Source organism: Streptomyces morookaense (genome assembly GCF_013030945.1).
GTDB classification, from domain to species: domain Bacteria; phylum Actinomycetota; class Actinomycetes; order Streptomycetales; family Streptomycetaceae; genus Streptomyces; species Streptomyces morookaensis.
The window spans coordinates 25,852-49,901 of record NZ_JABBXF010000008.1 but is presented as its reverse complement, the minus strand read 5'-3'; the positions used below and the strand labels follow the sequence as shown (position 1 = coordinate 49,901).

22 protein-coding genes are annotated in these 24,050 nt (G+C 72.9%); 12 read left to right on the top strand and 10 right to left on the bottom strand.

What is annotated here, in order from left to right; translation table 11 throughout:
- The first annotated feature begins 247 nt into the window (after positions 1–247).
- The 5 genes from HG542_RS04790 (at position 248) to HG542_RS04770 (ending at position 4,736) form a co-directional block, all read left to right on the top strand.
- Positions 248–607: a TcmI family type II polyketide cyclase gene (locus HG542_RS04790; RefSeq protein ID WP_171078764.1), complete on the top strand. Its 360-nt coding sequence runs from the start codon at positions 248–250 to the stop codon at positions 605–607.
- Positions 604–2,127, top strand: coding sequence for a cation:proton antiporter domain-containing protein (locus HG542_RS04785; RefSeq protein WP_229922611.1), 1,524 nt, complete (start codon positions 604–606; stop codon positions 2,125–2,127). The genes HG542_RS04790 and HG542_RS04785 overlap by 4 nt, the downstream gene beginning before the upstream one ends.
- Positions 2,128–2,199: 72 nt before the next feature.
- The gene (locus tag HG542_RS04780) at positions 2,200–2,637 is read left to right on the top strand and encodes a MarR family winged helix-turn-helix transcriptional regulator (protein ID WP_171078763.1); all 438 of its coding nucleotides are present in this window, start codon (positions 2,200–2,202) and stop codon (positions 2,635–2,637) included.
- A 339-nt stretch (positions 2,638–2,976) separates the two neighbouring features.
- The gene (locus tag HG542_RS34710; RefSeq protein ID WP_171078762.1) at positions 2,977–4,056 is read left to right on the top strand and encodes a sensor histidine kinase; all 1,080 of its coding nucleotides are present in this window, start codon (positions 2,977–2,979) and stop codon (positions 4,054–4,056) included.
- Positions 4,053–4,736: a response regulator gene (locus HG542_RS04770; RefSeq protein ID WP_171078761.1), complete on the top strand. Its 684-nt coding sequence runs from the start codon at positions 4,053–4,055 to the stop codon at positions 4,734–4,736. Before HG542_RS34710 ends, HG542_RS04770 begins: the two co-directional genes overlap by 4 nt.
- Here HG542_RS04770 and HG542_RS04765 read toward each other — a convergent pair.
- The 7 genes from HG542_RS04765 to HG542_RS04735 form a co-directional block, all read right to left on the bottom strand.
- Positions 4,693–5,151, bottom strand: a complete 459-nt coding sequence (locus tag HG542_RS04765) for an SRPBCC family protein (protein WP_171078760.1) — start codon at positions 5,149–5,151, stop codon at positions 4,693–4,695. The two genes, HG542_RS04770 and HG542_RS04765, sit on opposite strands and share 44 nt — an antisense overlap.
- Positions 5,148–5,441, bottom strand: a complete 294-nt coding sequence (locus HG542_RS04760) for an acyl carrier protein (protein ID WP_171078759.1) — start codon at positions 5,439–5,441, stop codon at positions 5,148–5,150. Before HG542_RS04760 ends, HG542_RS04765 begins: the two co-directional genes overlap by 4 nt.
- Positions 5,442–5,510: 69 nt before the next feature.
- The gene (locus HG542_RS04755; RefSeq protein WP_171078758.1) at positions 5,511–6,758 is read right to left on the bottom strand and encodes a beta-ketoacyl synthase N-terminal-like domain-containing protein; all 1,248 of its coding nucleotides are present in this window, start codon (positions 6,756–6,758) and stop codon (positions 5,511–5,513) included.
- Positions 6,755–8,041, bottom strand: coding sequence for a beta-ketoacyl-[acyl-carrier-protein] synthase family protein (locus tag HG542_RS04750; protein WP_171078909.1), 1,287 nt, complete (start codon positions 8,039–8,041; stop codon positions 6,755–6,757). The genes HG542_RS04755 and HG542_RS04750 overlap by 4 nt, the downstream gene beginning before the upstream one ends.
- A complete protein-coding gene (locus tag HG542_RS04745; protein ID WP_171078757.1) occupies positions 8,041–8,436 on the bottom strand; it encodes a cupin domain-containing protein in 396 nt (131 codons plus the stop codon). The genes HG542_RS04750 and HG542_RS04745 overlap by 1 nt, the downstream gene beginning before the upstream one ends.
- 9 nt (positions 8,437–8,445) lie before the next feature.
- Entirely contained in the window at positions 8,446–8,778 is a 333-nt protein-coding gene (locus tag HG542_RS04740; protein WP_171078756.1) for an antibiotic biosynthesis monooxygenase family protein, read from the bottom strand.
- A complete protein-coding gene (locus tag HG542_RS04735; RefSeq protein WP_171078755.1) occupies positions 8,775–9,827 on the bottom strand; it encodes a methyltransferase in 1,053 nt (350 codons plus the stop codon). Before HG542_RS04735 ends, HG542_RS04740 begins: the two co-directional genes overlap by 4 nt.
- A 115-nt stretch (positions 9,828–9,942) precedes the next feature.
- On the opposite strand from HG542_RS04735, the gene HG542_RS04730 reads away from it, so the two are divergent.
- From HG542_RS04730 to HG542_RS04715, 4 genes are all read left to right on the top strand, one after another.
- Positions 9,943–10,284: an antibiotic biosynthesis monooxygenase family protein gene (locus tag HG542_RS04730; RefSeq protein ID WP_171078754.1), complete on the top strand. Its 342-nt coding sequence runs from the start codon at positions 9,943–9,945 to the stop codon at positions 10,282–10,284.
- Positions 10,277–11,569, top strand: coding sequence for an NAD(P)/FAD-dependent oxidoreductase (locus HG542_RS04725; protein WP_171078753.1), 1,293 nt, complete (start codon positions 10,277–10,279; stop codon positions 11,567–11,569). The genes HG542_RS04730 and HG542_RS04725 overlap by 8 nt, the downstream gene beginning before the upstream one ends.
- Entirely contained in the window at positions 11,566–12,612 is a 1,047-nt protein-coding gene (locus HG542_RS04720) for a methyltransferase (protein WP_171078752.1), read from the top strand. Before HG542_RS04725 ends, HG542_RS04720 begins: the two co-directional genes overlap by 4 nt.
- A 75-nt stretch (positions 12,613–12,687) precedes the next feature.
- Positions 12,688–13,551 (top strand): Fpg/Nei family DNA glycosylase, encoded by an 864-nt coding sequence (locus HG542_RS04715; RefSeq protein ID WP_171078751.1) that lies wholly within the window; start codon positions 12,688–12,690, stop codon positions 13,549–13,551.
- A gap of 72 nt (positions 13,552–13,623) precedes the next feature.
- On the opposite strand, the gene HG542_RS04710 is transcribed toward HG542_RS04715, so the two are convergent.
- The gene (locus HG542_RS04710; protein WP_171078750.1) at positions 13,624–15,066 is read right to left on the bottom strand and encodes an amino acid permease; all 1,443 of its coding nucleotides are present in this window, start codon (positions 15,064–15,066) and stop codon (positions 13,624–13,626) included.
- 93 nt (positions 15,067–15,159) lie between these two features.
- Positions 15,160–17,493, bottom strand: coding sequence for a GH92 family glycosyl hydrolase (locus HG542_RS04705; protein WP_171078749.1), 2,334 nt, complete (start codon positions 17,491–17,493; stop codon positions 15,160–15,162).
- A gap of 161 nt (positions 17,494–17,654) precedes the next feature.
- On the opposite strand from HG542_RS04705, the gene HG542_RS04700 reads away from it, so the two are divergent.
- Both HG542_RS04700 and HG542_RS04695 read left to right on the top strand, forming a co-directional pair.
- Entirely contained in the window at positions 17,655–19,211 is a 1,557-nt protein-coding gene (locus HG542_RS04700; RefSeq protein ID WP_176606240.1) for an acetolactate synthase large subunit, read from the top strand.
- A 234-nt stretch (positions 19,212–19,445) separates the two neighbouring features.
- Entirely contained in the window at positions 19,446–20,102 is a 657-nt protein-coding gene (locus HG542_RS04695) for a (2Fe-2S)-binding protein (RefSeq protein WP_171078748.1), read from the top strand.
- Here the strand turns inward: HG542_RS04695 and HG542_RS04690 are convergent.
- Entirely contained in the window at positions 20,081–20,755 is a 675-nt protein-coding gene (locus HG542_RS04690) for a PAS domain-containing protein (protein WP_171078747.1), read from the bottom strand. The genes HG542_RS04695 and HG542_RS04690 overlap by 22 nt on opposite strands.
- 115 nt (positions 20,756–20,870) lie before the next feature.
- Between HG542_RS04690 and HG542_RS04685 the strand changes: the two genes are divergently transcribed.
- On the top strand, positions 20,871–24,005 hold the full coding sequence (locus tag HG542_RS04685; protein ID WP_171078746.1) for a cytochrome P450: 3,135 nt from the start codon (positions 20,871–20,873) through the stop codon (positions 24,003–24,005).
- Positions 24,006–24,050 lie beyond the last annotated feature (45 nt).

The window sequence follows — 24,050 nt, the reverse complement described above, 5'->3', positions numbered from 1 at the left end:
TTGGACAAGTCGGCACCCGCCGGCCCGGCGACTTTCCGAGCCGTGGGATCGTTCGCGTCCACCGCCTGGGCGCAGCAGAGGAGCTGGTCGGCGGCGTACGCCGGGGCGGCGGTCGCATCACGCGAACGAGGTCTGGAAGGAGGCCAGTTCGACAAGAGGGGTTGTGCCGTCCCCGAGAATTAATAGACTTGCTCAAGTATGGAGTAGGTCAATGACCTGTTGAGGGACGCCGAGGGGGACTCCCGTCATGCACACCACACTGATCGTCGCCCGCCATCTCCCGGGCAGTGAGGGCGAGATCGCCCGGCTGTTCGCCGCATCGGACGCCACCGGGCTGCCTGCGGAGATCGGGGTGCACACCCGCAAGCTCTTCACCTTCCACGACGTCTACATCCACCTGGTGGAGTCGCCCGCACCGGTCGGCGCCGCCATCGACAAGGCGCACGGGAACCCGGAGTTCCAGCGTCTGAGCACCGCCCTCGACGCCTATATCCAGCCCTTCGAGGGGAGTTGGGGCACCGCGGAGCGCGCCTCGGCCCGGCAGTTCTACCAGTGGGAGCGCGGCCGCGGCGTCGTGCTCGCCCCGCAGGCCGACCCCGGCAGGTGAACGCCCTGCCGCCGTCCCGGACGGCACCGGAGCCCGTCCGCACGGGCGGGGCGCAGCGGCCGGGCCGGGTCCCGCGCCTGGGTCTGGTCCTGCTGCTGGGCGCGGGACCGGTCGTCCTCGCGGGCCTGCTGCTGCGCCACGGCGCCCAGTGGCCCGCGCATCCCGGTGCCGCGCGGGGCGGCGGCCGCGGCGGCGGTGCCGCGAAGGCGCCCGAGCCGTGGCGGCTGCTGCTCGCCCTCGCGGTGGTCGTCGCCGCGGCCCGGGCCGTGGGCGGGGTGTTCGCCCGCTTCCTGCGGCAGCCGCGCGTGGTCGGCGAGATGGTCTCCGGCATCGTGCTCGGCCCCTCGGTCCTGGGGGCCGTGGCGCCGCACGTCCACCGCACGCTGTTCCCCGCCGGGCTGCTGCCCTGCATCGATGCGTTCGCCCAGATCGGCCTCGCGCTGTTCATGTTCCTCGTGGGGCTGGAGTTCGCCGGCGAGTCGCGTGCGGCGCGCCGGCCGAGGGAGATATCCGGGGTGCCCGGCTCCGGCGGCGGCTCCGGCGGCACCGGCGGCCGGGCCGGCACCATGATCGTCCTCTGCGGCACCGCCCTGCCCTACAGCCTCGGCGTCGCGCTGGCCTGCGCCCTGTACGGCACCCGCGCGCCGGACGGCGTGGGGTTCCTGCCCTTCGCCCTCTTCCTGGGCGTCGCCATGAGCGTCACCGCGTTCCCGGTGCTGGCGAGCATCCTGATGGAACGCGGCATGATGCACACGCGGGCGGGGCGGCTGGCCGTGCTCGCGGCGGCCGGTGCCGACCTCCTGTGCTGGCTGCTGCTGGCCGTCGCGGTCGCCCTGCTGCGCAACGCCTCCCTGGCCGGCGTCGCGCGCACCCTCGCCCTGACCACGGCCTTCTGCGCCGCCATGGTGCTGCTCGTCCGGCCGCTGCTGCGCACCATGCTGCTGCGGCCCGCGCGGTGGCTGCCCGACGGGGCGTTGCTGGCGCTCGTCCTGGTGGGGGTGCTGCTGTCCGGGGTGGCGACGGACCGGATCGGTGTGCACCTGATCTTCGGGGCGTTCCTCTTCGGCGCGCTGTGCCCGGCGGACGCCCCCGGACTGCGCGCCGTGCAGGGCCGGATGCAGGAGTTCACCACCTCGGTCCTGCTGCCGCCGTTCTTCGCCTCGGTGGGCCTGAAGACCGAACTGGGTCTGCTGGGCGGCGACTCGGCGCTGTGGCTGTGGTTCGCCGCCGCCCTGGCCGTCGCCGTCGCCGGCAAGCTGGCCGGCAGCGGTCTGGCGGCCGCGCTGACCGGCGTCGGCGGGCGCGACGCCCTGCGCGTCGGGGTGCTGATGAACTGCCGTGGCCTGACCGAGCTCGTCATCCTCGGCATCGGGCTGGAACTGGGCGTGCTGACGCCCTCGTTGTTCACCGTGCTCGTCCTGGTCGCGCTCACGGCCACGGCCATGACCGCGCCGCTGCTGGACCTGCTCGACCGCGGGGAGACGGCCCGGAACCGCACCCTTCTGTCCGACCACCACTGACCTCTGCCATGATTGACTCGATCCTGTATCAGGACAGGGGTCAGTGACGGACCAGGGCAGAGGTGACCGACCATGACCACCCAGCAACTGCCTCCGGCGGGCACGCTCCCGCGCGAGGACAACCTCCTACTCAGCACCCTCCTCAACTTCGCGCAGTCGCACCACGAACGGCTGGCGGACCAGGCCGCCGATCTCGGGCTGACGGTTCCCCAGGCGAAGGTGCTGTACTTCGTCGAATCCGCACCGACCGTGCGGAAGCTGGCGGTCAAGCTTCGTTGCGACGCCTCCTATGTGACGGGCCTGGTGGACCGCCTCGAGGAGCAGAAGCTCATGAAGCGGCAAGTCGATCCGGCGGACCGGCGGGTGAAGATGCTCACCCTCACCGCGGCCGGCCGCAGGCTGCGCGGCAAGGTGATCCGCATCATGGACGATGCGCCGGGCCTGGAGCTGCTCACCGAGAAGGAGAAGCTGCTCCTCGGCGAACTCCTCAAGAAGGCCTCCGCGAACTGACCGTCCCTCCGCATCCCCCGCACTTCCGTACCTCCGCGCACGACGTTATCCGGCGCACCGCCGCAGCTCAACGCCATCGTCCCCAACGGCAGATCCCGCCCCGGCCGGAAGAGCGGCCCGGGACCTGTCCCACGGGGGAGGGGACATGGCACTTCCGGCACATGCCGGAGAACCGGTCGGCACCAATGACGCGTTGAGGACTTACCGGCCCAGTCCCGGCACGGCTAGGCTGGCGGGAGGTCCGGCCTCCCCCGGCAGGGGCGGTCCGGGGGATTCCGCCGCCGGGCCGCAACGGGGAACAACACGACTCACGTTGGGGGACCTGAGTTGGACGGAGTTGTGGCCGAGGAAGTGCCCGGGGGCCCGGCACTCGCCCGCCTCCTCGCAGTACAGTCCGACAGCATCGTGGCCGGTTACGAACAGCGCCTCGGCGCCATCGGCGTCGGCGCAGACGATCCGGGCGTCCGGCGCTTCTGCGTCGGGCAGGCCCGCGCGGTCCTGGAGGACGTCCTGCTGGCCCTCCTGAGCGAGGGCAGCTTTCTGGGGATGCGCAGCGTGGGGCCGGCCCACGGTGCGGTCCCGGACTATCCGCCGGCATGGAATCCGGATGACGCCCACCGGGCGATCATCACGCTCTTCGACGTCGTCATCGAGGCCGTGACGCATGCCGTGGACGGCAGTTGTCCCGGCGGTTCGCGGATGATCGCCGAGGGCGCCGTCTCGCTGCACCACAGCATCATGGCCCGCTTCAAGGCGGCCCTGGAGGCCAAGGCCAGGGCCCTGCTGCAGGAGACGGCCCAGGCCTGCATGGACGACCGGCGCAGCGTCTCGCGCGACCTGCACGACCGCGTCGGCTACTCGGTCAGCGTGGCCAAGCAGAACCTGGAGCTCTGCGAGCTCTACCAGTACCAGGGCAATGCCGCCGCCGGGCACAAGATGCGCGTCGCACACCAGGCCCTGCACGAGGCGCTGGACCAGGTGCGCGAACTCGCGTCGGAACTGCGCGCCTACGGCGGCACGGACAGCCTCGCCCGCGCCCTGCAGGCCTGCACCGAGGGCATCCGCACGCCCGGCACGGCGATCGAGATCTCGGTCTCCGGGCACGAGTCCTGGATGCCCGCGGACGCGCTGGACGAGTTGTACCTGGCGCTGCGCGAGGCACTGCGCAACGCCTTCGCGCACTCCCGCGCGCGCACGGTCACGGTGCACGTGGACATCGCACCCCACCAGACGCGGGCCGTGGTCAAGGACGACGGGGTCGGCTTCGATCCGGCGGCCGCACCCGAGGGCGTGGGGCTCGTGTGCATGCGGGAGCGGATCGAGCGGCTCGGCGGCGCGGTCTGCGTCACGGGCTTCCCCGGGCGCGGGGCCTCGGTGGAGTTCCTGCTGCCCGCACGCCGCAAGGGCCTTGTCGCGTGACCGGGGACCGCGCGGGCACGCCCACCCGGATCGTCGTCGTGGACGACCACACGCTCTTCCGCGAGGGCCTGCGGGAAATACTGGAGGCCGAGCAGGAGTTCGTCGTCGTCGGCGAGGCGGGCTCCCACGCCGACGCGGTGCGGGTCGCCGGGGAGACACAGCCGGATGTGGCGCTGCTGGACGTCGGCCTGCCGGACAGCGGTGCGGTGGAGACCGTCCGCCGCATCCTGGACGTGGCCCCCGACACCCGCGTGATCATGGTGAGCGTGTACGACGAGCCGCGCACCGTGCAGGAGTTGCTGGCCTGCGGGGTGCGCGGCTATCTGCTGAAGTCGGTGGGCCGGCAGGATCTGCTCGCCGCCGTGCGCTCGGTCCTCGCGGACGACGAGCGGATCGTCCTGTCCGTCTCCCGGGCCAGCATGGTGCAGGTGCACGCCGTCTCCGCGCCGGCGGGGCTGCTGTCGGCCCGGGAGCGGGAGGTCATGGGCCTGGTGGCCCAGGGCATGACCAACGGTCAGGCGGCCAGCAGACTGTCCATCACCGAGGGCACCGTGAAGCACCACCTGCGGAACATCTTCGGCAAGCTCGGCGCGACGTCCCGGCTGGACGCGGTGAACAAGGCGATCTCCGCCTCGCTCATCGACCCGCGGGACCCAGTGCCTCGATCCGGTCGCGGATGAGGGCCATCTGCACCTTGCTGTTGCGCTCGATGTTGGCCCGCATCCACGCGTCGTCCACCGGGGCCTCCGGCTTCATGGCGAAGTCCTGCACCCAGCGCATCCGGGTGCCGCCGGACACCTCCTCGTAGGTCCAGCGGATGTCCATGTGGGCGAAGGGCCCGGTCTCTATGCGGCGGGCGGTCACGGTCCTGGCCGCCCGGTCCGCGTGCCGCTCCGAGACCCAGCTCCAGACGTTGCCGTCCCGGTCCGGGTGCATGGTCAGCCGGAAGCGGACCCGGTCGCCCTCGCGTTCGAGGATCTCCGCCGCGCTGTACTCGCTGAACAGCTCGGGCCAGTGCTCCACGTCGTTGGTGCGCTCCCAGACGAGGTCGAAAGGCGCACGGATGACGATCTCGTTCTCGGTGTGGGCGGTCATGGCCGGTCCCCCCTCGCGAGCTGTGCGTTGACCAGGTCGTACAGGGCGCGCGGCGAGACGGCCTGCTCGGCCTCCGGGCCGAGCAGCACCGGGTAGCGCCGCTCCAGTTCGGCGACGACGCCGAGCAGCCCGAGCGAGTCGACGCCGAGCGCCTTGAGCTCCAGTTCCGGATCGTCCAGCCCCGCGGCGTCGAGCTGCACCCCCGTGCACGCACGGACGATCACGACGAGCTGTTCGTAGGTGAGCCGGTCCGATGTCGAGGGCGTCGCCGCCCCCGTGCATTCCCCCATGATGTCCTCCTGTTGGTGGCGCATTTCGTGCAGGTGCAGGTCTTACGGATGCAGGGCGGGCGGCGGGTGTCAGGGCCCGTCCCCGGCGCGCTGCAGCACCAGGGCCGAGCAGCTGCCCGAGAGTCCGCGGGCCAGCAGCAGTGCGGTGCGCGGCCGCAGCGGCCGGGCCCGCCCGGTGACGAGGTTCAGCGGCAGCGCGGGCTCCGCGCCGTCCAGATGCGGTGCGGGCGGTACGAGGCCCTGCTCCAGGCTCAGCACGGCCAGCGTCACGTCCAGGGCCCCGGCCCCCGAATAGGCGCGCCCGGTACCGGCCTTGGGCGCGGTGACCGGCACCTCCTCCGCGCGGCGCGCCCCGAACAGCAGCCGTAGAGCCCGGACTTCGGCCGCATCGGCCTCCGGCACGCCGAGCGCGTCGGCGAAGACCACGTCGACGGCGGCGGGCGACAGCCCGGCCTCCGCCAGCGCCATGCGGGCGGCGGCCGCGAGCGCCTCGGCCGAGCGGTCGAAGCGCAGCATGCCGGCGAACGCCGTGCCGTGGCCCAGTATCACCGCGCGCGGCACGGCCCCCCGCGCCCGGGCGGCCCGTTCCTCCTCGACGACGGCCATGGCGCCGCCCTCGGCGGGCACGAAGCCGGACGCCGCGCGGGTGAACGGCAGATACGCCCGTTCGGGATCCCGGGCGGTGCTGAGCAGGCCGTGGCCGAACTGGCAGGCCATCGAGAAAGGGGACAGCGGCGCCTCGGCACCGCCCGCCAGCATGGCGGCCGTACCCCGGGCGATCTCCCGCCCGGCGCAGCCGAGCGCGTCGAGCCCGCCCGCCTCGTCCGTGACCAGCACCCCGCTCGGGCCCTTGAGGCCGTGCCGGATGGATATCTGGCCGGTGCTGGCCGCGTAGAACCAGGCGATCGACTGGTACGGGCCGACGTGCGAGGGACCCCGGCTCCACAGCCGCTCGATCTCCTTCTGCCCGAACTCCACGCCACCGGCGCAGCTCGCGGTCACCACGCCGAAGGAGTAGGGCGCGAGCTCCGCCGGGGTCAGCCCGGCATCCTTGAGGGCCATGTCCGAGGCAGTGAGCGCGAGTTGGGTGAACCGGTCGGTCTGGGCGACCACCGGGCCCTCCAGGTGCTCCAGCGGATCGAAGTCCGGGATCTCGCCGGCGAGCGACAGCGGGGTGCCCGCGGCCGGGTAGCGGGTGATCGGCCCGATGCCGGACAGGCCCTCGCGGGCGGCCCTGCCGACCACGTCGGCCCCGATGCCCGTGGACGCGAGCGCGCCCATCCCCGTGATCACCGGTCGTCGTGTCGTGCCGGTCATGACGGCTGCAGCACCTTCCGGTCGGGTCGGTCGAGGACCACGGCCGACTGGAAGCCGCCGAAGCCGCTGCCCACGGACAGCACGGTGTCCAGCCGCTGCGAACGGGCCGTCATCGGGACGTAGTCCAGGTCGCACTCGGGGTCCGGGTGCTCCAGGTTGGCCGTCGGCGGGACCATTCCCTCGTCCATCGCCAGCACACAGGCGGCCAGTTCGATGGCGCCGATCGCGCCCAGGGAGTGGCCGACCATGGACTTGACGGAGCTGACCGGCACGCGCCGGGCGTGCGCGCCCAGGGAGCGCTTGAAGGCGGCCGTCTCGTGCCGGTCGTTCTGCTGGGTTCCCGAGCCGTGGGCATTGACGTAGTCGACCTCCTCGGGGCGGCGGCGGGCCTGGGCCAGGGCCTGCTCGACGGCCTCGGCCATCTCCAGGCCCTCCCGGGTGAGCCCCGTCATGTGGTAGGCGTTGCTGCGGGTGGCGAACCCGCCGATCAGGCAGTGCACTTCGGCGCCGCGCCGGCGGGCGTGCTCCAGGTCCTCCAGGACCAGCGCGGCGGCCCCCTCGCCGAGGACGAAGCCGTCGCGCTCGCGGTCGAAGGGCCGCGAGGCGCTCTCCGGCGCGTCGTTGCGGGCGGAGGTGGCCCGGATGGCGTCGAAGCAGGAGACGGTGATCGGGGAGATGGGGGAGTCCGCCGCGCCGGCCACCATCACGTCGGCGCGGCCCTCCCGGATGCACTGGAAGGCGTAGCCGATCGCGTCCAGTCCGGAGGTGCAGCCGGTGGAGACGGTGTGCACCACGCCCCGCGCGCCCAGGAGTTCGGCGACCTCGCCCGCGAGCGGGCCGGGGGAGAAGACGCGGTAGAGGAACGGCGAGACGTAGCGGTGGTCGACGACCCAGTCCCGGCCGCGGTCGGAGGCGACGACGTAGTCGGCCTCCAGCCGGGTGGTGCCGCCGACGGCGCTGCCCATCGACACCCCCGTGCGCCAGGGGTCCCCGGCGGCGGTGTCGAGCCCGGCGTCCGCCACCGCCTCGCGCACGGCGGCCACGGCGAACTGCACATACCGGTCCATGCGCCCGGCCTCGCGCGCCGACAGGCCCGCGGCCTGCGGGTCGAAGTCGCACTCGGCCGCGATGCGGGAGCGGAAGCCGGAGGCGTCGAAGAGGGTGATGGCCCGGGTGGCCGTGCGCCCGGCGGCCAGCAGTTCGCGGAAGGCGGCCCGGCCCGTGGCACCGGGGGCGACCACCCCGGTGCCGGTGACGGCGACGGGCCGGGCCGCGGAGCGCATCACCGCTGCTCCCGCTGCTCGGTGTCCACGTGCCCGAGGTCCGGGCGCGGGGCCAGCGGGGAGAGGTGGAAGACGATGCGCAGGTCCTCGCGGCCGGTGTTGCAGACGCGGTGGCGCACGTCGATCGGGATCATCAGGGCCTGGTCCGGGCCGATCCGATGCGGCACGCCGTCCAGTTCGGCGACGGCCTCGCCGGAGACGACGTAGAGGAACTCCTCGGAGTACGGGTGGTAGTGCTCGGCGATCCAGTCTCCCGGCCGGATCAGGGCCGTCCCCATGAAGCCCGAGGTGGCCGCGACCGTGGAGGGGGCGAGCAGGGTGCGCAGCTCGCCGCCGCGCCGGGTGTTGGGCGTGATGGCCCCCGCGTCCACCACGCGGAACGTCTGTACGGACATGGTGCTCCTTCACTGCCGTCCGCCGGCGCGCGTGGTCAGACTGCGCACGGCGAACGGTTTGTGGATGCGGCTGCTGGTGGTGGCGACGACGGGGGCCGCGAGATCGCGGTGGCCCTCGTGGCGGGCCCAGGCCGCGTAGTGGGCGGCCGACTCCCATTCGCTGGTGATCAGCCACTCGTGCGGCTCCACCGTCGACTGGCAGAGCTCGTCGGCGATGTGGCCGTCGGCCGCGGCGACCGTCCACCGGATCTGCTCGTAGGCCTTGCGGAAGTCCTCCTCGCCGCCGTCCTCGACGCGGACGAGGAACAGGATCCGCAGGCGCCCCTCGGCGGCCGGGCTCATGCCCTCTCCTCCCCGGGCCGCGGCACGCCGCCCTCGACCACGTGCAGGCTGGTGCCGGGCACCGGGCGGTAGCCGTCGAAGCGCAGGCCCGCGCGGTCGAACAGGGCGGCGAGCCCGGCCGCGGTGTGCTTCTTGCCGCCCACGTTGAGCAGCAGGAAGAGGTCCATGGCCGTGGTCACCTTGATCTCGGAGCTGTCCTCGATCAGGTTCTGCACGAGGGAGACCCGCGCGCCCGGGCCGCCGTGGGTCACCACGTTGCGCAGGGCGGCCAGCGTGCTCTCGTCGTCCCACTCCAGGACGTTCTTGAAGATGTACAGGTCCAGGCCGTCGGGCAGGGTCTCGCGGCAGTCGCCGCCGGTGATCGTGCAGCGCCCGGCCCGCTCCAGCTCGCGCAGCCCCTCCAGGGCGCCCGGCACCACGGTGGGCAGGTCGAACAGCGTGCCGTGCACGGCAGGGTGACGCTTCATCAGGGTCCTGAGCAGGTGGCCCTGCCCGCCGCCGATGTCGACCACGCCGGTGACGCCGGTCAGGTCGAGGGCGTCGGCGACCGGGGCCGAGGTGATGCGGCTGGACTGCGTCATGGCCCGGTCGAAGGTCTGCGCGGCCTCGGGGTCGTCCTCGGCGAGGTAGCCGAAGAAGTCCCGCCCGTAGAGGGGCTCGAAGACGTTCTCCCCGGTGCGCACCGCCTCCTCCAGGCGGGGCCAGGCCTCCCAGGTCCAAGGGGCGGTGGCCCACAGGACGATGAAGCGCATGCCGCCGGGCTCGTCCTCGCGCAGCAGCCGGGACAGTTCGGTGTGGCCGAAGCGGCGCTCGTCCAGCTCCTCGAGGACGCCGTGCACCGACAGCGCCCTCAGCAGGCGCTCCAGGGTGCCGGCGTGGGCGCCGATGCGGGGCGCCAACTCCTCGGCGGTGCAGGGCTTGTCGCCGATGGCGTCGGGGACGTGCAGCCGGACGGCGGCGCGCAGGGCGCCGGCGAAGCCCAGGCTCATGCCCAGTTCGCGCAGGCGGGTGGCGGCCCGGGGATCCGGGCGGCCGGAGTTCACGGTCATCTGTCTGTTCCCCTCGGGCAGTTGCTTTACGGGACCATCCATTGACTTACTCAATGACAGACTCTACATACTGGGGGTGACAGCGCAAGAGGCGCGAACGGAGGGGCGGCGGAAGATGGCCGAGATCTCGACCGGAGCTCAACTCGCAACGTTCATCAACGTGTTCCCGACAAAGCCACGTGACCAGCAGCGTCTCGTGGATCTCATCGTCAAGGCCCACGAGGAGCTGATCCGCCACCGCCCCGGCTACATCTCGGGCAACGTCCACCGCAGCACCGACGGCTACCAGGTCGTGGACTACACCCAGTGGGACCGGCGCGAGGACTTCGAGGCGATGGTCCGCGACCCCGCCGTGGCCCCGCACTTCGCACCCATCGGCGAACTCACCCAGGGCAGGCAGTGCGCCTACGACGTGGTCTACAGCCACGTCGCCGAAGGAGGAACGACGCATGAATGACGAACCCGCCACCGTGTACGACGTCATCGTGGTCGGCGGCGGCCCCGCCGGAGCGTCCACCGCAGGACTGCTGGCCCAGGGAGGGCGCAGCGTGCTCGTCCTGGAGCGCGAGAAGTTCCCCCGCTACCACATCGGCGAATCCCTCATCCCCGGCGTGTGGCCCACCCTCGACCGGCTCGGCCTGCGCGACAAGCTCGACGCCATGGGCTTCACCAGGAAATACGGCGGCAGCCTCGTATGGGGCAAGGGCCGCCCGTCGTGGAGCTTCTCCTTCGAGGACGGCGGCCCGTACCCGTACGCCTACCAGGTGCGCCGCGCCGACTTCGACGCCCTGCTGCTCGCCCACGCCCGCACCCTGGGCGCGGATGTCGTCGAGGAGGCGGTCGTCAAGGAACCGCTCTTCACCGGGGAACGCCTCGACGGCGTCCGCTACCAGCGCCGCGGCACCGCGCGGACCCTGGAGGCACGGGCCCGGGTCGTCGTCGACGCGAGTGGCCAACAGCGCTGGCTGGGCCGCCACTTCGGGATCACCGAGTGGCACGAGGACCTGCGCAACATCGCCGTCTGGGCCTACTACCAGGGCTGCGAGACGCTGCCCGGCCGGGAGGCCGGCAACATCCTCGTCGAGCACGTCCCCGACGGCTGGCTGTGGTTCATCCCGCTCGGCGACGGCACCACCAGCATCGGCCACGTCACACAGACCGCCCTGCTCGCCGCCTCCGGCACAAGCCCCGAGCAGCTCTTCGCCGACCGCGTCGAGGGCTCGCGCGGGGTCGCCGGCCTGATGAAGAGCGCGACCCGGGTCAGCGGCCACCGCACGACCAAGGACTGGTCCTACCACCTGCGGCGGCTCCACGGCCCCGGCTGGATCGCCGTCGGCGACGCCGCGGCCTTCGTCGACCCGCTGCTCTCCACCGGTGTCACCCTCGCCCTGCGCGGCGGCTCCACCGCCGCCGACACCGTCACGGCCCTCCTGGACGACCCCGCCTCCGCCGACGCCGTGCTGGAGCAGTACGAGCGGGGCTACCGCCGTTTCCTCGACGGCATCCTCGACTTCGTACGCGCCTTCTACGACCAGAGCAAGCGCCGCGAGGACTACTACGACGAGGCCCAGCAGATCTTCGACCCCGCCGCCGAGATGCCCGCCCACATCGACTTCGTCACCCTCGTCTCGGGCCTCATCGCCGGCGAGTTCACCGACGACATGTCCGACGTCGCGGACTTCCTGGCGAAGACCCGCGAGCGCGGCGCCACTACGCCGCCCCTCCCGGGCACACCCCGGTGAGCGCGGCCGACCGGCCGGCCCACGGCCGGGAACGGCAGGCGGCCGCCCAGCTGCTGGCACGGGTCGTCACCGGCGTCTGGACCGCACACGCCGGCCACGCGGCCGTCAGGCTCGGCATCGCCGACCGCCTGACCGAACTCCCGCGCCCCGCCCAGGAGATCGCCGCCGAGGTCGGCGCCGATCCCGGGGCCCTGGCCCGGCTGCTGCGCACCCTCGCCGCCCTCGGCGTGTTCGCCGAGGGCCCTGCGGGGCACTTCGCGCTCAACGACGTCGGACGGCAGCTGCGCTCGGACTCCGCGAGCCCGCTCGCCCCGTTCCTCGAACTCCACCACGAGATCTTCCGCCCCTGGCACGCGGAGCTGCTGCACACCGTGCGCACCGGGCAGCCGGCCGCCGAGAAGGTCTACGGCATGCCCTTCTTCGCCCACCTGGAGCGGGACCCGGCCGTCGGCAAGGTGTTCTACGACGCCCTCGCCCGCAGCCTCCCGCTGCTGATCCGGGCGGCCCTGGCGGACGGGGTGTTCGAGGACATCGGCTCGCTCGCCGACCTCGGCGGCGGGGACGGCGCCCTGGTGGAGCTCGTCCTGCAGCACGATCCGGCCCTGCGGGCCACCCTGCTGGAACGCTCCGAGGCCCTCGCGGCCGCCCGGGAGCGGCTGGCGGCCGCGGGGGTCGCCGACCGCTGCACCCTCGCGGAGGGCAGCTTCTTCGAGACGGCGCCCGAGGACCACGACGCGTACGTCATCGCCCGGTGCCTGCACAACTGGCCGGACGAACGGGCGGCGCGGATCCTGCGGACGGTACGCGCCGTGATGCGGGACGATGCGCGGCTTCTGCTCTTCGAGCAGGTGGTGTCCGGGGAACCCGGGTTCGACATGGGCAAGTGTGCGGACCTGACGATGATGCTCATCGGGGGGCGGGAGCGGACCCGTGCGGAGCACGAGGCGCTGCTGGCCTCCGCCGGGTTGCGATTGCGGGAGGTGCGGGGTATTTCGGTTGCCGGGACCCCCAAGTCCCATGTGCTGGTGGCGGTGCCCGACTGAGTGCGGGTTGTTCTTGGTCGATCGCGCGGTTCCCCGCGCCCCTTCGGGCGCGGGGGGTGCCGCTAAACTTATGTTATGCCGGAATTGCCCGAGGTCGAGGCCCTTGTCGAGTGGCTGGGCTCGCGGCTCGCGGGCCGGACCGTCGAGCGCGTCCTGCCCGTGGCCGTGAGCGTCCTCAAGACCTACGACCCTCCGCCGAGCGCCCTCGAAGGGCGCACGGTCGCCGCCGTGCGACGGCACGGCAAGTTCCTCGACATCGCCACCCACGGCGGCCCCCACCTGGTCGTCCACCTCGCCCGGGCCGGCTGGCTGCGCTGGCACGAGCAGGTGCCCGCCACCCCGCCGCGCCCCGGCAAGGGGCCGCTCGCCCTGCGGGTGCGGCTGGCGGACGGCGCGGGTTTCGACCTCACCGAGGCCGGCACCCGGAAGCGGCTCGCCGCCTACTGCGTCCACGCCGCCTCCGACGTGCCCGGCATCGCCCGGCTCGGCCCCGATCCGCTCGACCCGGGCTTCACCCCGGACGTCTTCGCCGGACTGCTGCGCGGCGAGCGCCGGCAGATCAAGGGGGTGCTGCGCGACCAGAGCGTCGTGGCCGGCATCGGCAACGCGTACTCCGACGAGATCCTGCACGCGGCCCGGATGTCCCCCTTCAAGCTCGCCGCGAGCCTGACCGATGCCGAGACCGCCGCCCTTTACGAGGTGCTCGGCACGACCCTGCGGGAGGCCGTCGAGCGCGCCCGCGGGCACGCGGCCGCCGAGTTGAAGACGGAGAAGAAGAGCGGCCTCCGGGTGCACGGCCGCACCGGGGAGCCCTGCCCGGTCTGCGGCGACACCATCCGGGAGGTGTCCTTCAGCGACTCGTCCCTGCAGTACTGCCCCACCTGTCAGACGGGCGGGAAGCCCTTGGCCGACCGGCGGTTGTCCCGCTTGCTCAAGTAGCGGGCGTCCTCGACTGCGGGCCGGTGGGGGCTTGTCGCGCAGTTCCCCGCGCCCCTTACGGGGCGTTGCCCGCTATGCCTGCGGGACGCCCCTGGCGTCCGCCGTCGCCAGCTCCGAGTGCTTGTAGGAGTAGGTGAAGTAGACGGCCAGGCCGATGACGAACCACACCGCGAACCGCACCCACGTCTCCCACGCGAGGTACGTGATGAGCCAGATCGAGGCGGCCACCCCGATGCCGGGCACGACCGGTACCCACGGGCAGCGGAAGCTGCGCGGCAGTTCGGGCTGCTTGTAGCGCAGCACGATCACGGCGGTGCACACCACGGCGAAGGCCAGCAGGATGCCGATGTTGGTCAGCTCCGCGGCCTGGCCGATCGGTACGAAGCCCGCGATCAGCGCCGATCCGGCGCCCACGATCCATGTCACCCGCGTCGGTACGTGCCGCGTCGGGTGCGTCTTGGCGAACCAGCGCGGCAGCAGCCCGTCCCGGCTCATCGCGAACCACACGCGCGTCACGCCGAGCATGAACGTGAACATCACCGTGAGGATGCCGATGATCGCGCCGACCGCGATGACGTCCGCGATCCCGCTCAGGCCCACGGACTTGAACGCCGTGGAGAAGCCGCTCGCCTTGTCGATGCTCCGGTAGTCCTGCATGCCCGTCAGCACCAGGCAGGCCAGCACATACAGCACCATCGAGATGCCCAGCGAGTACAGGATCGCCCGCGGCATATGGCGCTGGGCGTCCTTGGACTCCTCGGCCGCCGTCGACATGGCGTCGTAGCCGAACACCGCGAAGAAGACGGTGGCCGCACCCGTGAACGCACCGCTGAGCCCGAAGGGGAAGAAGGGTGTGTAGTGCGCGGTTTTGATGTGGAAGAAGCCGACGCCGATCACCAGCAGCACCACAAGGACCTTCAGCCCCACCACAATCGTCTCGAACCGTGCCGCGCTCTTGATCCCCAGCGTGAGCAGATAGGCGATCAGCAGGCACAGCACCGCCGCGAACAGGTCCATCCGGTGCCCGTGCCCCGTCCCCGGCGCCCCCAGCATCCACACCGGCAGGTGCGCATGGGTCTCCCCGAGCAGGAAGTTGATGTACCCCGAGATGCCGATCGCCACGACGGCCACGATCGCCGTGTACTCCAGCAGCAGGTCCCAGCCGATGAACCAGCCGCCGATCTCGCCGAGCACGGCATACCCGTAGGTGTAGGCGGAGCCAGCCCGCGGGATCAGGCCCGCGAACTCCGCGTAGGAGAAGGCCGCCGCAGCGCTCGCAACTCCCGCGATCAGGAAGGACACCAGCACCGCAGGGCCCGCCACGCCGTTGGCGATGGTGCCCGCGAGGCTGAAGATGCCGGCGCCGATGATGCCGCCGACCCCGATCGCGGTCAGCTGCCACAGCCCGAGGGAACGGTTCAGCGCCGGCCCCACCGCCTCGGCCGACTCGGCTTCCTCGATCGTCTCGATGGGCTTGCGCCGCAGGATTCCCTCGCCCACCCGGAGCCCGGCCATGCGTTGTCCTCTCGTCGACCCTGACGGGGATCGCTCATCATCGCCGAGCGGGGGGCGGCGACGGAAGACGCCGCCCCGCGCCGGACCGGCGGATCAGCCGATGGCGGGTGCCCCGGCCCGCACGCCCGTACCCCATCCGGACGGTTCCGGGCCGACCGTGAAGTCCAGCCGCTCACCGCCCTTGAGGGCCGCCGTCGTCAGATACGTACGGTCCAGCCCGCGCCCGTCGAGCTGCACGGACCGTACGTACCGGTCCCGGTCCGAGGTGCCCTGCGCGGTCACCGTGAACCGCCCGTGCGGATACCAGTTCCGGTCCAGCCGCAGGTCCACACGGTCGAACACCGGCGTGCTCAGCCCCCACACGTCCGTCCCGGGCTGCACCGGGAACACCCCGATCGACGACAGCACCATCCACGCCGACATCGTGCCCAGGTCGTCGTTGCCGGTCATCCCCGTCGGGGTGTCGGTGAACAGGGTCAGCGCCGCGTGCACCACGTCCGTCGTCTTCCACGGCCGCCCGGTGGCGAGATAGGTGTACGGGGCGATCAGGTCCGGCTCGTTCTGCGGGTTGTACTTGTCGGCGTTGTAGTAGTCGTACGGGCCGTTGACCCACACCTCGCGCGCGGTGCGCTCCGGGTCCCGCAGCAGCTGGTCGTAGGCGAAGAAGGAGTCCAGCCGCCGGTCCGCGGCGTCCCGGCCGCCGATCAGCTCCATCATGCCCGGCAGGTCCTGCGGCACCAGCCACTGGTACTGCCAGGCCGTGCCCTCGTGGAACCCCGGGCTCTTCGCCGGGTCGGCGGAACCGGTGAACGCGCCCTTGGCATCGCGGGGACGGAAGAAACCGGTGCTGCGGTCGAAGATCTTGCGGTAGTTGCGGGACCGGGCCGCATAGCGGTCGGCATCCGCGCGGTGCCCCAGCGCCCGGGCCATCCGGGACAGTGCACCGTCCGCCACCGCGTACTCCAGGGTCGCCGAGGCGCCCTGCCGGAAGTCCGAGTCGCCGGGCTTCTGTTGCTGCCGGTCGGGCAGGTACGGCACGTAACCGTCCCTGATGTACTGCGCGTTGCCCTCGCGCCCCACCGCCGGGGACGACGCCGGGGGCACCCCGTCCGCGTTCTTCTTCAGCGCCCGGTACGCCTCCTCCTCATGGCCCGTCAGCAGGCCCTGCTCGAAGGCGTTGGTGAGATAAGGGGTCACCGGGTCACCGGTCATGATGTTCGTCTCGACCGTCCCGTAACCCCACTTGGGCAGCCAGCCGCTCTCCGCGTCGATCCGCAGCACCGACAGCGCCATGTCCCGCGCCTCGTGCGGCGCGAGCAGCGACAGCAGCTGCGCCTGTGTGCGATAGGTGTCCCACAGCGACCAGTTCTGGTAGTACGTGAAGCCCTTGGCCTGGTGGACCCGCTGGTCCCAGCCGGTGTAGCGGCCGTCGGTGTCGCTGCCGACGTTGGGGGAGAGGAAGGACCGGTAGAGCGAGGAGTAGAAGGTGCGGCGCAGCGTGCGGCTGCCGCCCTGCACGCCCACGTCGGACAGCCGCCGCTCCCACGCGTCGCGTGCCGCGTCGGCGATGCGGTCGAAACTCCCCTCCTCCGCACGGAGGTTGCGCTCGGCGCCGTTCGCGTCGACGTAGCTGACGGCCGTGGACGCCTCGACCGTGCGGTTCCGCGTGGTGTCGAAGCGGACCCAGGCGCCGTTGCGGCCGGGGGAGCTGGAGGCCCGGGTGCCGGTGCTCACCCGGTCGTCCTTCCACGTCCCGTAGGCGGTGAAGGGCCGGTCGAAGCGGGTGAGGGTGTAGACGGTGTACGGCTTGGTGTCCTGGCAGAAACCGCGGCCGGTGATGGTGGTGCGCACCGTGCGGTCGTCGACGACCTGTACGGAGCTGGAGACCGTCCGGTGCAGCGACTGCCCCGCGTCGAACAGGACGTTGGCCTTGCCGGTGGCCGGGAAGGTGTAGCGCTGCCGCCCGGTGCGGGCGGTCGCCGTCAGTTCGGCGGTGATGCCGCTGTTCAGCTTGACCTTGTAGTAGCCGGGTCTCGCGGTCTCGTCGCGGTGGCTGAACCCGGCCGCGTACCGGGCGTTGTCGGTCTGCGTCACGTCGCCCGTGGTGGGCAGCACCGGCAGGTCGCCGCCGAGGCGGCAGCCGACGCCGGACAGGTGCACGGTGCTGAAACCGCGGATATGACCGTCCTTGTAGTCGTAGCCGGTGTCGTGCCCGGTGTCCGGGGAGAACTGCACCATGCCGAACGGGACGGCCGCCCCGGGAAAGGTGTTGCCCTCGTTCTCGGTGCCGATGAACGGGTTCACCAGGTCCGTGAGCCGGCTCTCCGCCCGGGCCTGGGGTGGTACGAGTGCGGTGCCGCCCAGCGCTGCCGCGAGGGCGAGCGCGGCGGCGCCCGCGCGCAGCCGCGTCCTTCCGGTGCATCTCATGGTCCACGCCCCTCGGATGTGCGTCGACGTCGACGTCGGGCTCTCGGGTTGTCGGGCAGAGGCTCGCGTGGGCGGTACGGGGTGTCAAGGATGCGTCGGATGGTGGGCGTGGTGGTCCGGTGTCGCTTCCCCGGGAACCGGCGTGCCGTCAGACTGACGCCATGCCCCCTTCGGTGAACGGCGCCCACACCCTTCTGCAGGCACTCCTCGACAACGGAGTCGACGTGTGCTTCACCAACCCCGGCACCTCGGAGATGCACACCGTCGCCGCCCTGGACCGGGTGCCCGGCATGCGGCCCGTCCTCTGCCTCTTCGAAGGCGTGGCCACGGGCGCCGCCGACGGCTACGGGCGGATGACCGGCCGCCCCGCCTGCACGCTCCTGCACCTCGGCCCCGGCCTGGCCAACGGCCTCGCCAACCTCCACAACGCCCGCCGGGCCCGCACCCCCGTGGTCAACGTCGTCGGCGACCATGCGCTGCTGCACAAGCCCTACGACAGCCCGCTCGAATCCGACATCGACGCGCTCGCCGGCGCCGTCTCCGGCTGGGTGCGCCGCACCCGCGACGTGGCCGCCCTGGGCTCCGACGTCGCCGAGGCCGTCGCCCGCGCCGAGGAGGGCCAGGTCGCCACGCTCATCGTGCCCGCCGACGTGACCTGGGAGCACACCCCGCCGCAGGAGGCGGTACCGGCCGGGCCGGGCACGTTCCCCGATGCCGGGGAGGACCGTATCGCGTTCGTGCTCGCCACCGGCGAGCCGACCGTCATCCTGCTCGGCGGCGACGCCACCCGGGAACGGGGACTGCGCGCCGCCGCCCGCATCGCCGCGGCCACCGGGGCCCGGCTGCTGTGCGAGACGTTCCCCGCCCGGCTCGAACGGGGCGGCGGACTGCCGGAGATCGAGCGGCTCGGCTACCTCCCCGAGACGGCCGACGCCCAGCTCGCCGGCGCCCGGCACCTGGTGCTCGCGGGCGCCGCCTCGCCCGTCAGCTTCTTCGCGTACCCCCACAGGGCCAGCGACCTCGTGCCGGAGGGGTGCGACGTCCACCAGTTGCTCGGCAAGGGCGTGGGATCACCGGCCGACGCGCTGGAGTGGCTGGCCGGACAGCTGGAAGGGATCGGCGCGCCCGCCGCTCCCGAACTCCCGCGCCCCGAGCGGCCCGGCCGGCCCACGGGCGCGCTCACCGCCGAGTCCGCCGCCCAGGCCGTCGGCGCGCTGCTGCCCGAGGGCGCGATCGTCGTGGACGAGGCCAACACCTCGGGCCTCTGGCTCCCGGCCGCCACGGCCGGAGCGCCCCGGCACGACTGGCTCGCCCTCACCGGCGGAGCCATCGGCCAGGGCCTCCCGGTCGCGACGGGCGCGGCCCTCGCCTGCCCGGACCGGCCGGTGCTGTGCCTGGAGTCCGACGGCAGCGCCATGTACACGCTCCAGGCGCTGTGGACCCAGGCGCGGGAGGGGCTGAACGTGACGACGGTCGTCTTCGACAACCGGGCCTACGCGGTGCTCGGCATGGAACTGCGGCAGGCGGGCGGCGGCGAACGGGGCGGCGCCCTGTTCGACCTCTCCCGGCCGCCGCTGGACTTCGCGGCGCTGGCGGAGGGAATGGGCGTTCCCGCTGCGCGGGCGGCCACGGCAGACGAGTTCGGGGCGCTCCTGGAACGGGGGTTGGCGGAGCCGGGGCCGTTTCTGGTGGATTGCGTGGTGCCGCGGGTCGTTTAGCACCCCGCAGGGGTGCGCCCCGTCAGGGGCGCGGGGCTGCTCACTTATGCGGCACCACGGCGCCCCGTCAGGGGCGCCGGGAACTGCGCGATCGGCCCCCACCGGCCCGCAGTCGACGCACAACCCCGGGGGGTCCGGGGCGCAGCCCCGGGTACGTCACCTGCGGGCGCGTCATGGTTGCTCGCGCAGTTCCCCGCGCCCCTGGCGCGGAGCCCACCCTGGGACACTGCTGCCATGCGTCTTCACCGGCTCGCCGACATAGGCCCCTTCTTCGGCCTGACCTCCGCCGGGGGCGGCTTCCCCCTCCTCTCCGGTGACGCCCTGCGTCACCGGATCCGCCTCGTCGGCGACCGGCTCGGCACCGACGACCGCCGCGTTGCCGCCTCCGTCGCCTACCAGGGCATCGCCGGGCGGCTGTTGTCCGTCGCCCTCGGGGCCGCCGTGCTCACCGGGGAGATCCCCGACCTCGCACCGGTGCAGTGGGATCCGGCCGGCACCGCCCCCGACGACCTGCGGCTGCCCGACCCGGCACCGCTGCCGCCCTCCCGGATCGCGCCCGCCGTGCTGCACGGCCTCCTCGTTCCGCTGCACGACACCACCCGCGCCCTCGTCCCCGTCTCCTCGCAGCTGCTGTGGGGCAACGCCGGCTCGTCGCTGGCCGGTTCACTGCGTGTGCTGCACACGTGGTGCATGCAACAGGGGCGCGTGGCGGACGGGGAGCGCGCGCTCGCCCTGGCGCGCGGGCTCTTCGAGGACCCGCTGCTGCGGGACACCGGGACGTTCACCGCCCGCGGCTTCGTCCGCCGCACGTGCTGCCTCTACTACCGCGTGCCCTCGGGCGGGGGCACGTGCGGGGACTGCGTGCTGCGTCACCCGCCGCGCGCCGCCTGAGCCGCGGGCGGCCACCGGTCGGGAGCGAGCACCCCGAGGACGTACGCCTTGGCCACCAGGGCCGTACGGTTCGGCACCCGCCAGCGGCGTGTGAGACGGCTGAGGTGGTAGTTGACGCCGTCGACGGTCAGCCCGACCGCCTTGCCGATCGCGGCCGTCGTGGCCCCGGTGGCCGCCAGGGCGAGGATGCGGCCCTCCACCTCGCTCACGCATGCCGCCGGTTCCGGGGCGGGCGGCGGCACGTCGGCCCGGACCCGCAGCACCGCGAGCAGCATCGGATAGGCCGTGGGCGAGGCCTCCCCGACCAGGTCCACCAGCAGGTCGCCCGCCCGCTCGGCGCCGTCCCGGCCCGTCGGCCAGCGCACCTCGAAGGCGTAGCGGGAGCGGCGGCCCAGGCGCAGGGCCTCGGTCAGCCGCCGGAGCTGGGTGCTGTCCTGGGGCACGAAGAGGTCCAGCAGGTTGCGGCCGCGCAGCCGGCCGGGGACCGTTCCCCACTCGGCCGCCATGGCCGGGTTCGCCACCGTGATCTCACCGTCCGCCCGGCAGACCGCGATCGGCACCGGGAGCCGGTCGAGCAGTGCCAGGAAGTGGTTGCGCCACGCGAACCACTCGGCACTGCGGTCATCGTGTTCATGGTCCTCGTCCACCGGCATCCGCCCCCCTTGCCCATGCCGCGCCCGTGCGCAAGAGCGACGCGCCGTGCTTTCACTGCACAATCATGCAGTCCCCGGCCCCGCGGTCCGGCCCCGGGGCACCCACCCTTGCTGTATGAACCGAACGACCGAGGCTCTTGCGGCTGTTCCGACGGTGGACGTCTCCGCCGTGGGCGCCACCGACACCCCGATGCAACAGGTCATGCGACTGGCCCGGCGGCACGGACCCGTCTTCCGGCGCCGGCTGCACGGCGGCGAGCGGCTCTTCGTCTCCTCCCTCGACCTGGTCGCCGAGCTGTGCGACGAGGAGCGCTTCACCAAGCATGTCGGCCCGGCGCTGGAGAACGTCCGCGAGTTCACCGCCGACGGACTCTTCACCGCCTACAACGACGAGCCCAACTGGGCCAGGGCGCACGACATCCTGATGCCCGCCTTCGCCCTCGGCTCGATGCGCGCCTACCACCCGGCCATGCTGCGGGTCGCCCGCCGTCTGACCGACTCCTGGGACGCCCGGCTCGCGGCCGGCAGCCCGGTCGATGTCGCCGAGGACATGACCCGGATGACGCTCGACACCATCGGACTGGCCGGGTTCGGCTACGACTTCGAGTCCTTCGCCCGCGCCGAGCCGCACCCCTTCGTCGGGGCCATGGTGCGCTGCCTGGACTGGAGCATGACCCGGCTGGGGCGTGACCCCGACGGCGACTTCACCGTGCAGGACGAGGCCTTCCGCGCCGACGCCGACTTCCTCGCCGGTGTCGTGGACGAGGTCATCGCCGCCCGCACCGCCTCCGGCGACACCCGCACCGACGACCTCCTCGGGCTGATGCTCGGCGCGGTGCACCCGGACGGCACCTCCCTCGACGCGGCCAATATCCGCCACCAGGTCATCACGTTCCTCATCGCCGGTCACGAAACCACCTCCGGCGCCCTGTCCTTCGCGCTCCACCACCTCCTCAAGAACCCCGTCGCCCTGCGCCTGGCCCAGCAGGAGACCGACGAGCTGTGGGGCGGCACGGAGGACCCCGAGCCGACGTTCGAGGACGTCGGACGGCTGCGCTGGATACGCCAGGTCCTCCTGGAGGCCCTGCGGCTGTGGCCCACGGCGGCCGCCTTCAGCCGCGAGGCCCGGGAGGACACCCTGCTCGGCGGCCGCTATCTGCTGCGCGCGGGGGAGGGTGTCTCCGTCCTCACTCCGATGCTGCACCGCGACCCGGTCTGGGGCGACAACCCCGAACTCTTCGACCCCGCACGCTTCGACCCCGAGGCGGAGGCCGCCCGCCCGGTGCACGCCTTCAAGCCCTTCGGCACCGGCGAACGCGCCTGCATCGGGCGGCAGTTCGCGCTGCACGAGGCCACCATGCTGCTCGGCCTCATCGTCCACCGCTACCGCCTCATCGACCACACCGGCTACCGGCTGCGCGTCAAGGAGACCCTCACCCTCAAGCCGGACGGCTTCACGCTCACGCTCGCCCGCCGCACCCCGGCCCGCCGCGCGGCTCCGCGGCCGGCCGCGGAGTCCGTGTCCGCGTCCGCTGTGCCGCCCGGCCGCGTCCGGCAGGGCACCGGGCTGCTGGTCCTGCACGGCTCCAACTACGGCACCTGCCGCGACCTGGCCAGCGGCCTCGCCGACGGAGCCGAACGCCTGGGCTGCACCACGACACTGGCCCCGCTGGACGCGTACGCGGACGGACTCCCCACGGACATGCCCGTCGTACTCGTCGCCGCCTCCTACAACGGCCGCCCCACGGACGACGCGTCGGCATTCGTCCGCTGGGCCGCCGAAGCCGCGGAGCCGGGCGCCGCCGACGGAGTCCCGTACGCCGTCCTCGGCGTCGGCGACCGCAACTGGGCCGCCACGTACCAGCGCGTCCCCACCCTGCTCGACGAACGGCTCGCCGCCCTCGGGGGCACCCGCCTGCTGCCCCGCGCGGAGGCGGATGCCTCGGGCGATCTCAACGGCACCGTCGAGGGGTTCACGCGCGCGCTGCGCACCGTACTCCTGGAACGCTACGGCGACCCGTCGGCCGCCGCCGGGGAGCCGGACGTCGAGCCCGACGGCCCCGCCTACACCGTCACCGAGGTCACCGGCGGACCGCTCACCGCACTCGCCGCCCGGCACGGCATGCAGCCCATGACCGTCACCGAGGCGTACGAGCTCACCGACCCCGCCCACCCGCGCACCAAGCGCTTCGTGCGGCTGGCCCTCCCCGACGATGTGGAGTACCGCACGGCGGACCACCTGACCGTCCTCCCCGCCAACGAACCGCGGCTCGTGGACCGCGCAGCGGACCTCTTCGGCCTGGACCCGGACACGGTGCTCGCCATCCGGCCCCGCGTCCCGGGACGGGACACCCTCCCCGTCGACCGGCCGCTGACGGTACGTGAACTCCTCACGCACTACGTCGAGTTGCAGCATCGGCCCACCTCCCGGCAGCGCGAGGCCCTGGCCGCGCACAACCCCTGCCCGCCCGAACAGGCCGCCCTGCGCGCGATACCCGACGACGACCCGCGCACCGTGCTGGACCTGATCGAGGCCCACCCCGCCCTGCGCGGCACGCTCGGCGCAGCGGACCTGCTCGACCTGCTGCCCCCGCTGCGGCCGCGGCACTACTCCATCTCCTCGTCACCGGCACGCGATCCCCGCCACGCCGACCTCATGGTCTCGCTGCTGGAGACCCCGGCCCGCACGGGCACGGGCTCGGGCCACCTCTGCCGCGTCCGCCCCGGCGACACCGTCCTCGCCCGCATCCAGCCGTGCCGGGAGGCGTTCCGCATCGACCCCGCCGACCCGGCACCGGTGATCATGGTGGCCGCCGGCACGGGCCTGGCCCCCTTCCGCGGCGCGGTCGCCGACCGGGCCGCCGCGGCGGCAACCGGCACCGAACTCGCCCCCGCCCTGCTGTACTTCGGCTGCGACGACCCCGACGCGGACTTCCTGCACGCGGCCGAACTGCAGGCCGCCCCGGTCTCGGTGCGCCCGGCGTTCAGTCACCGACCCCGGGAGGACCACGGCCCGTTCGTCCAGCACCGCATGGCCGCGGAAGGCGACGAGCTGTGGGAGCTCCTGAAGTCCGGCGCGAAGGTGTACGTCTGCGGTGACGGCAGCCGCATGGCCCCCGGCGTCCGGGCGGCCCTGCGCGACCTGTGCGCACGCAAGACGGACGTCGACGCGGGGGCGGCGGACGCCTGGCTGCGCGAACTGACCGATGCGGGACGGTACGTGGAGGACGTCTACGCGGCGGGTGCCTGACGGCACGACCGCCGGGGGCCGGAGCGGCGCAACCGCCCTCCGGCC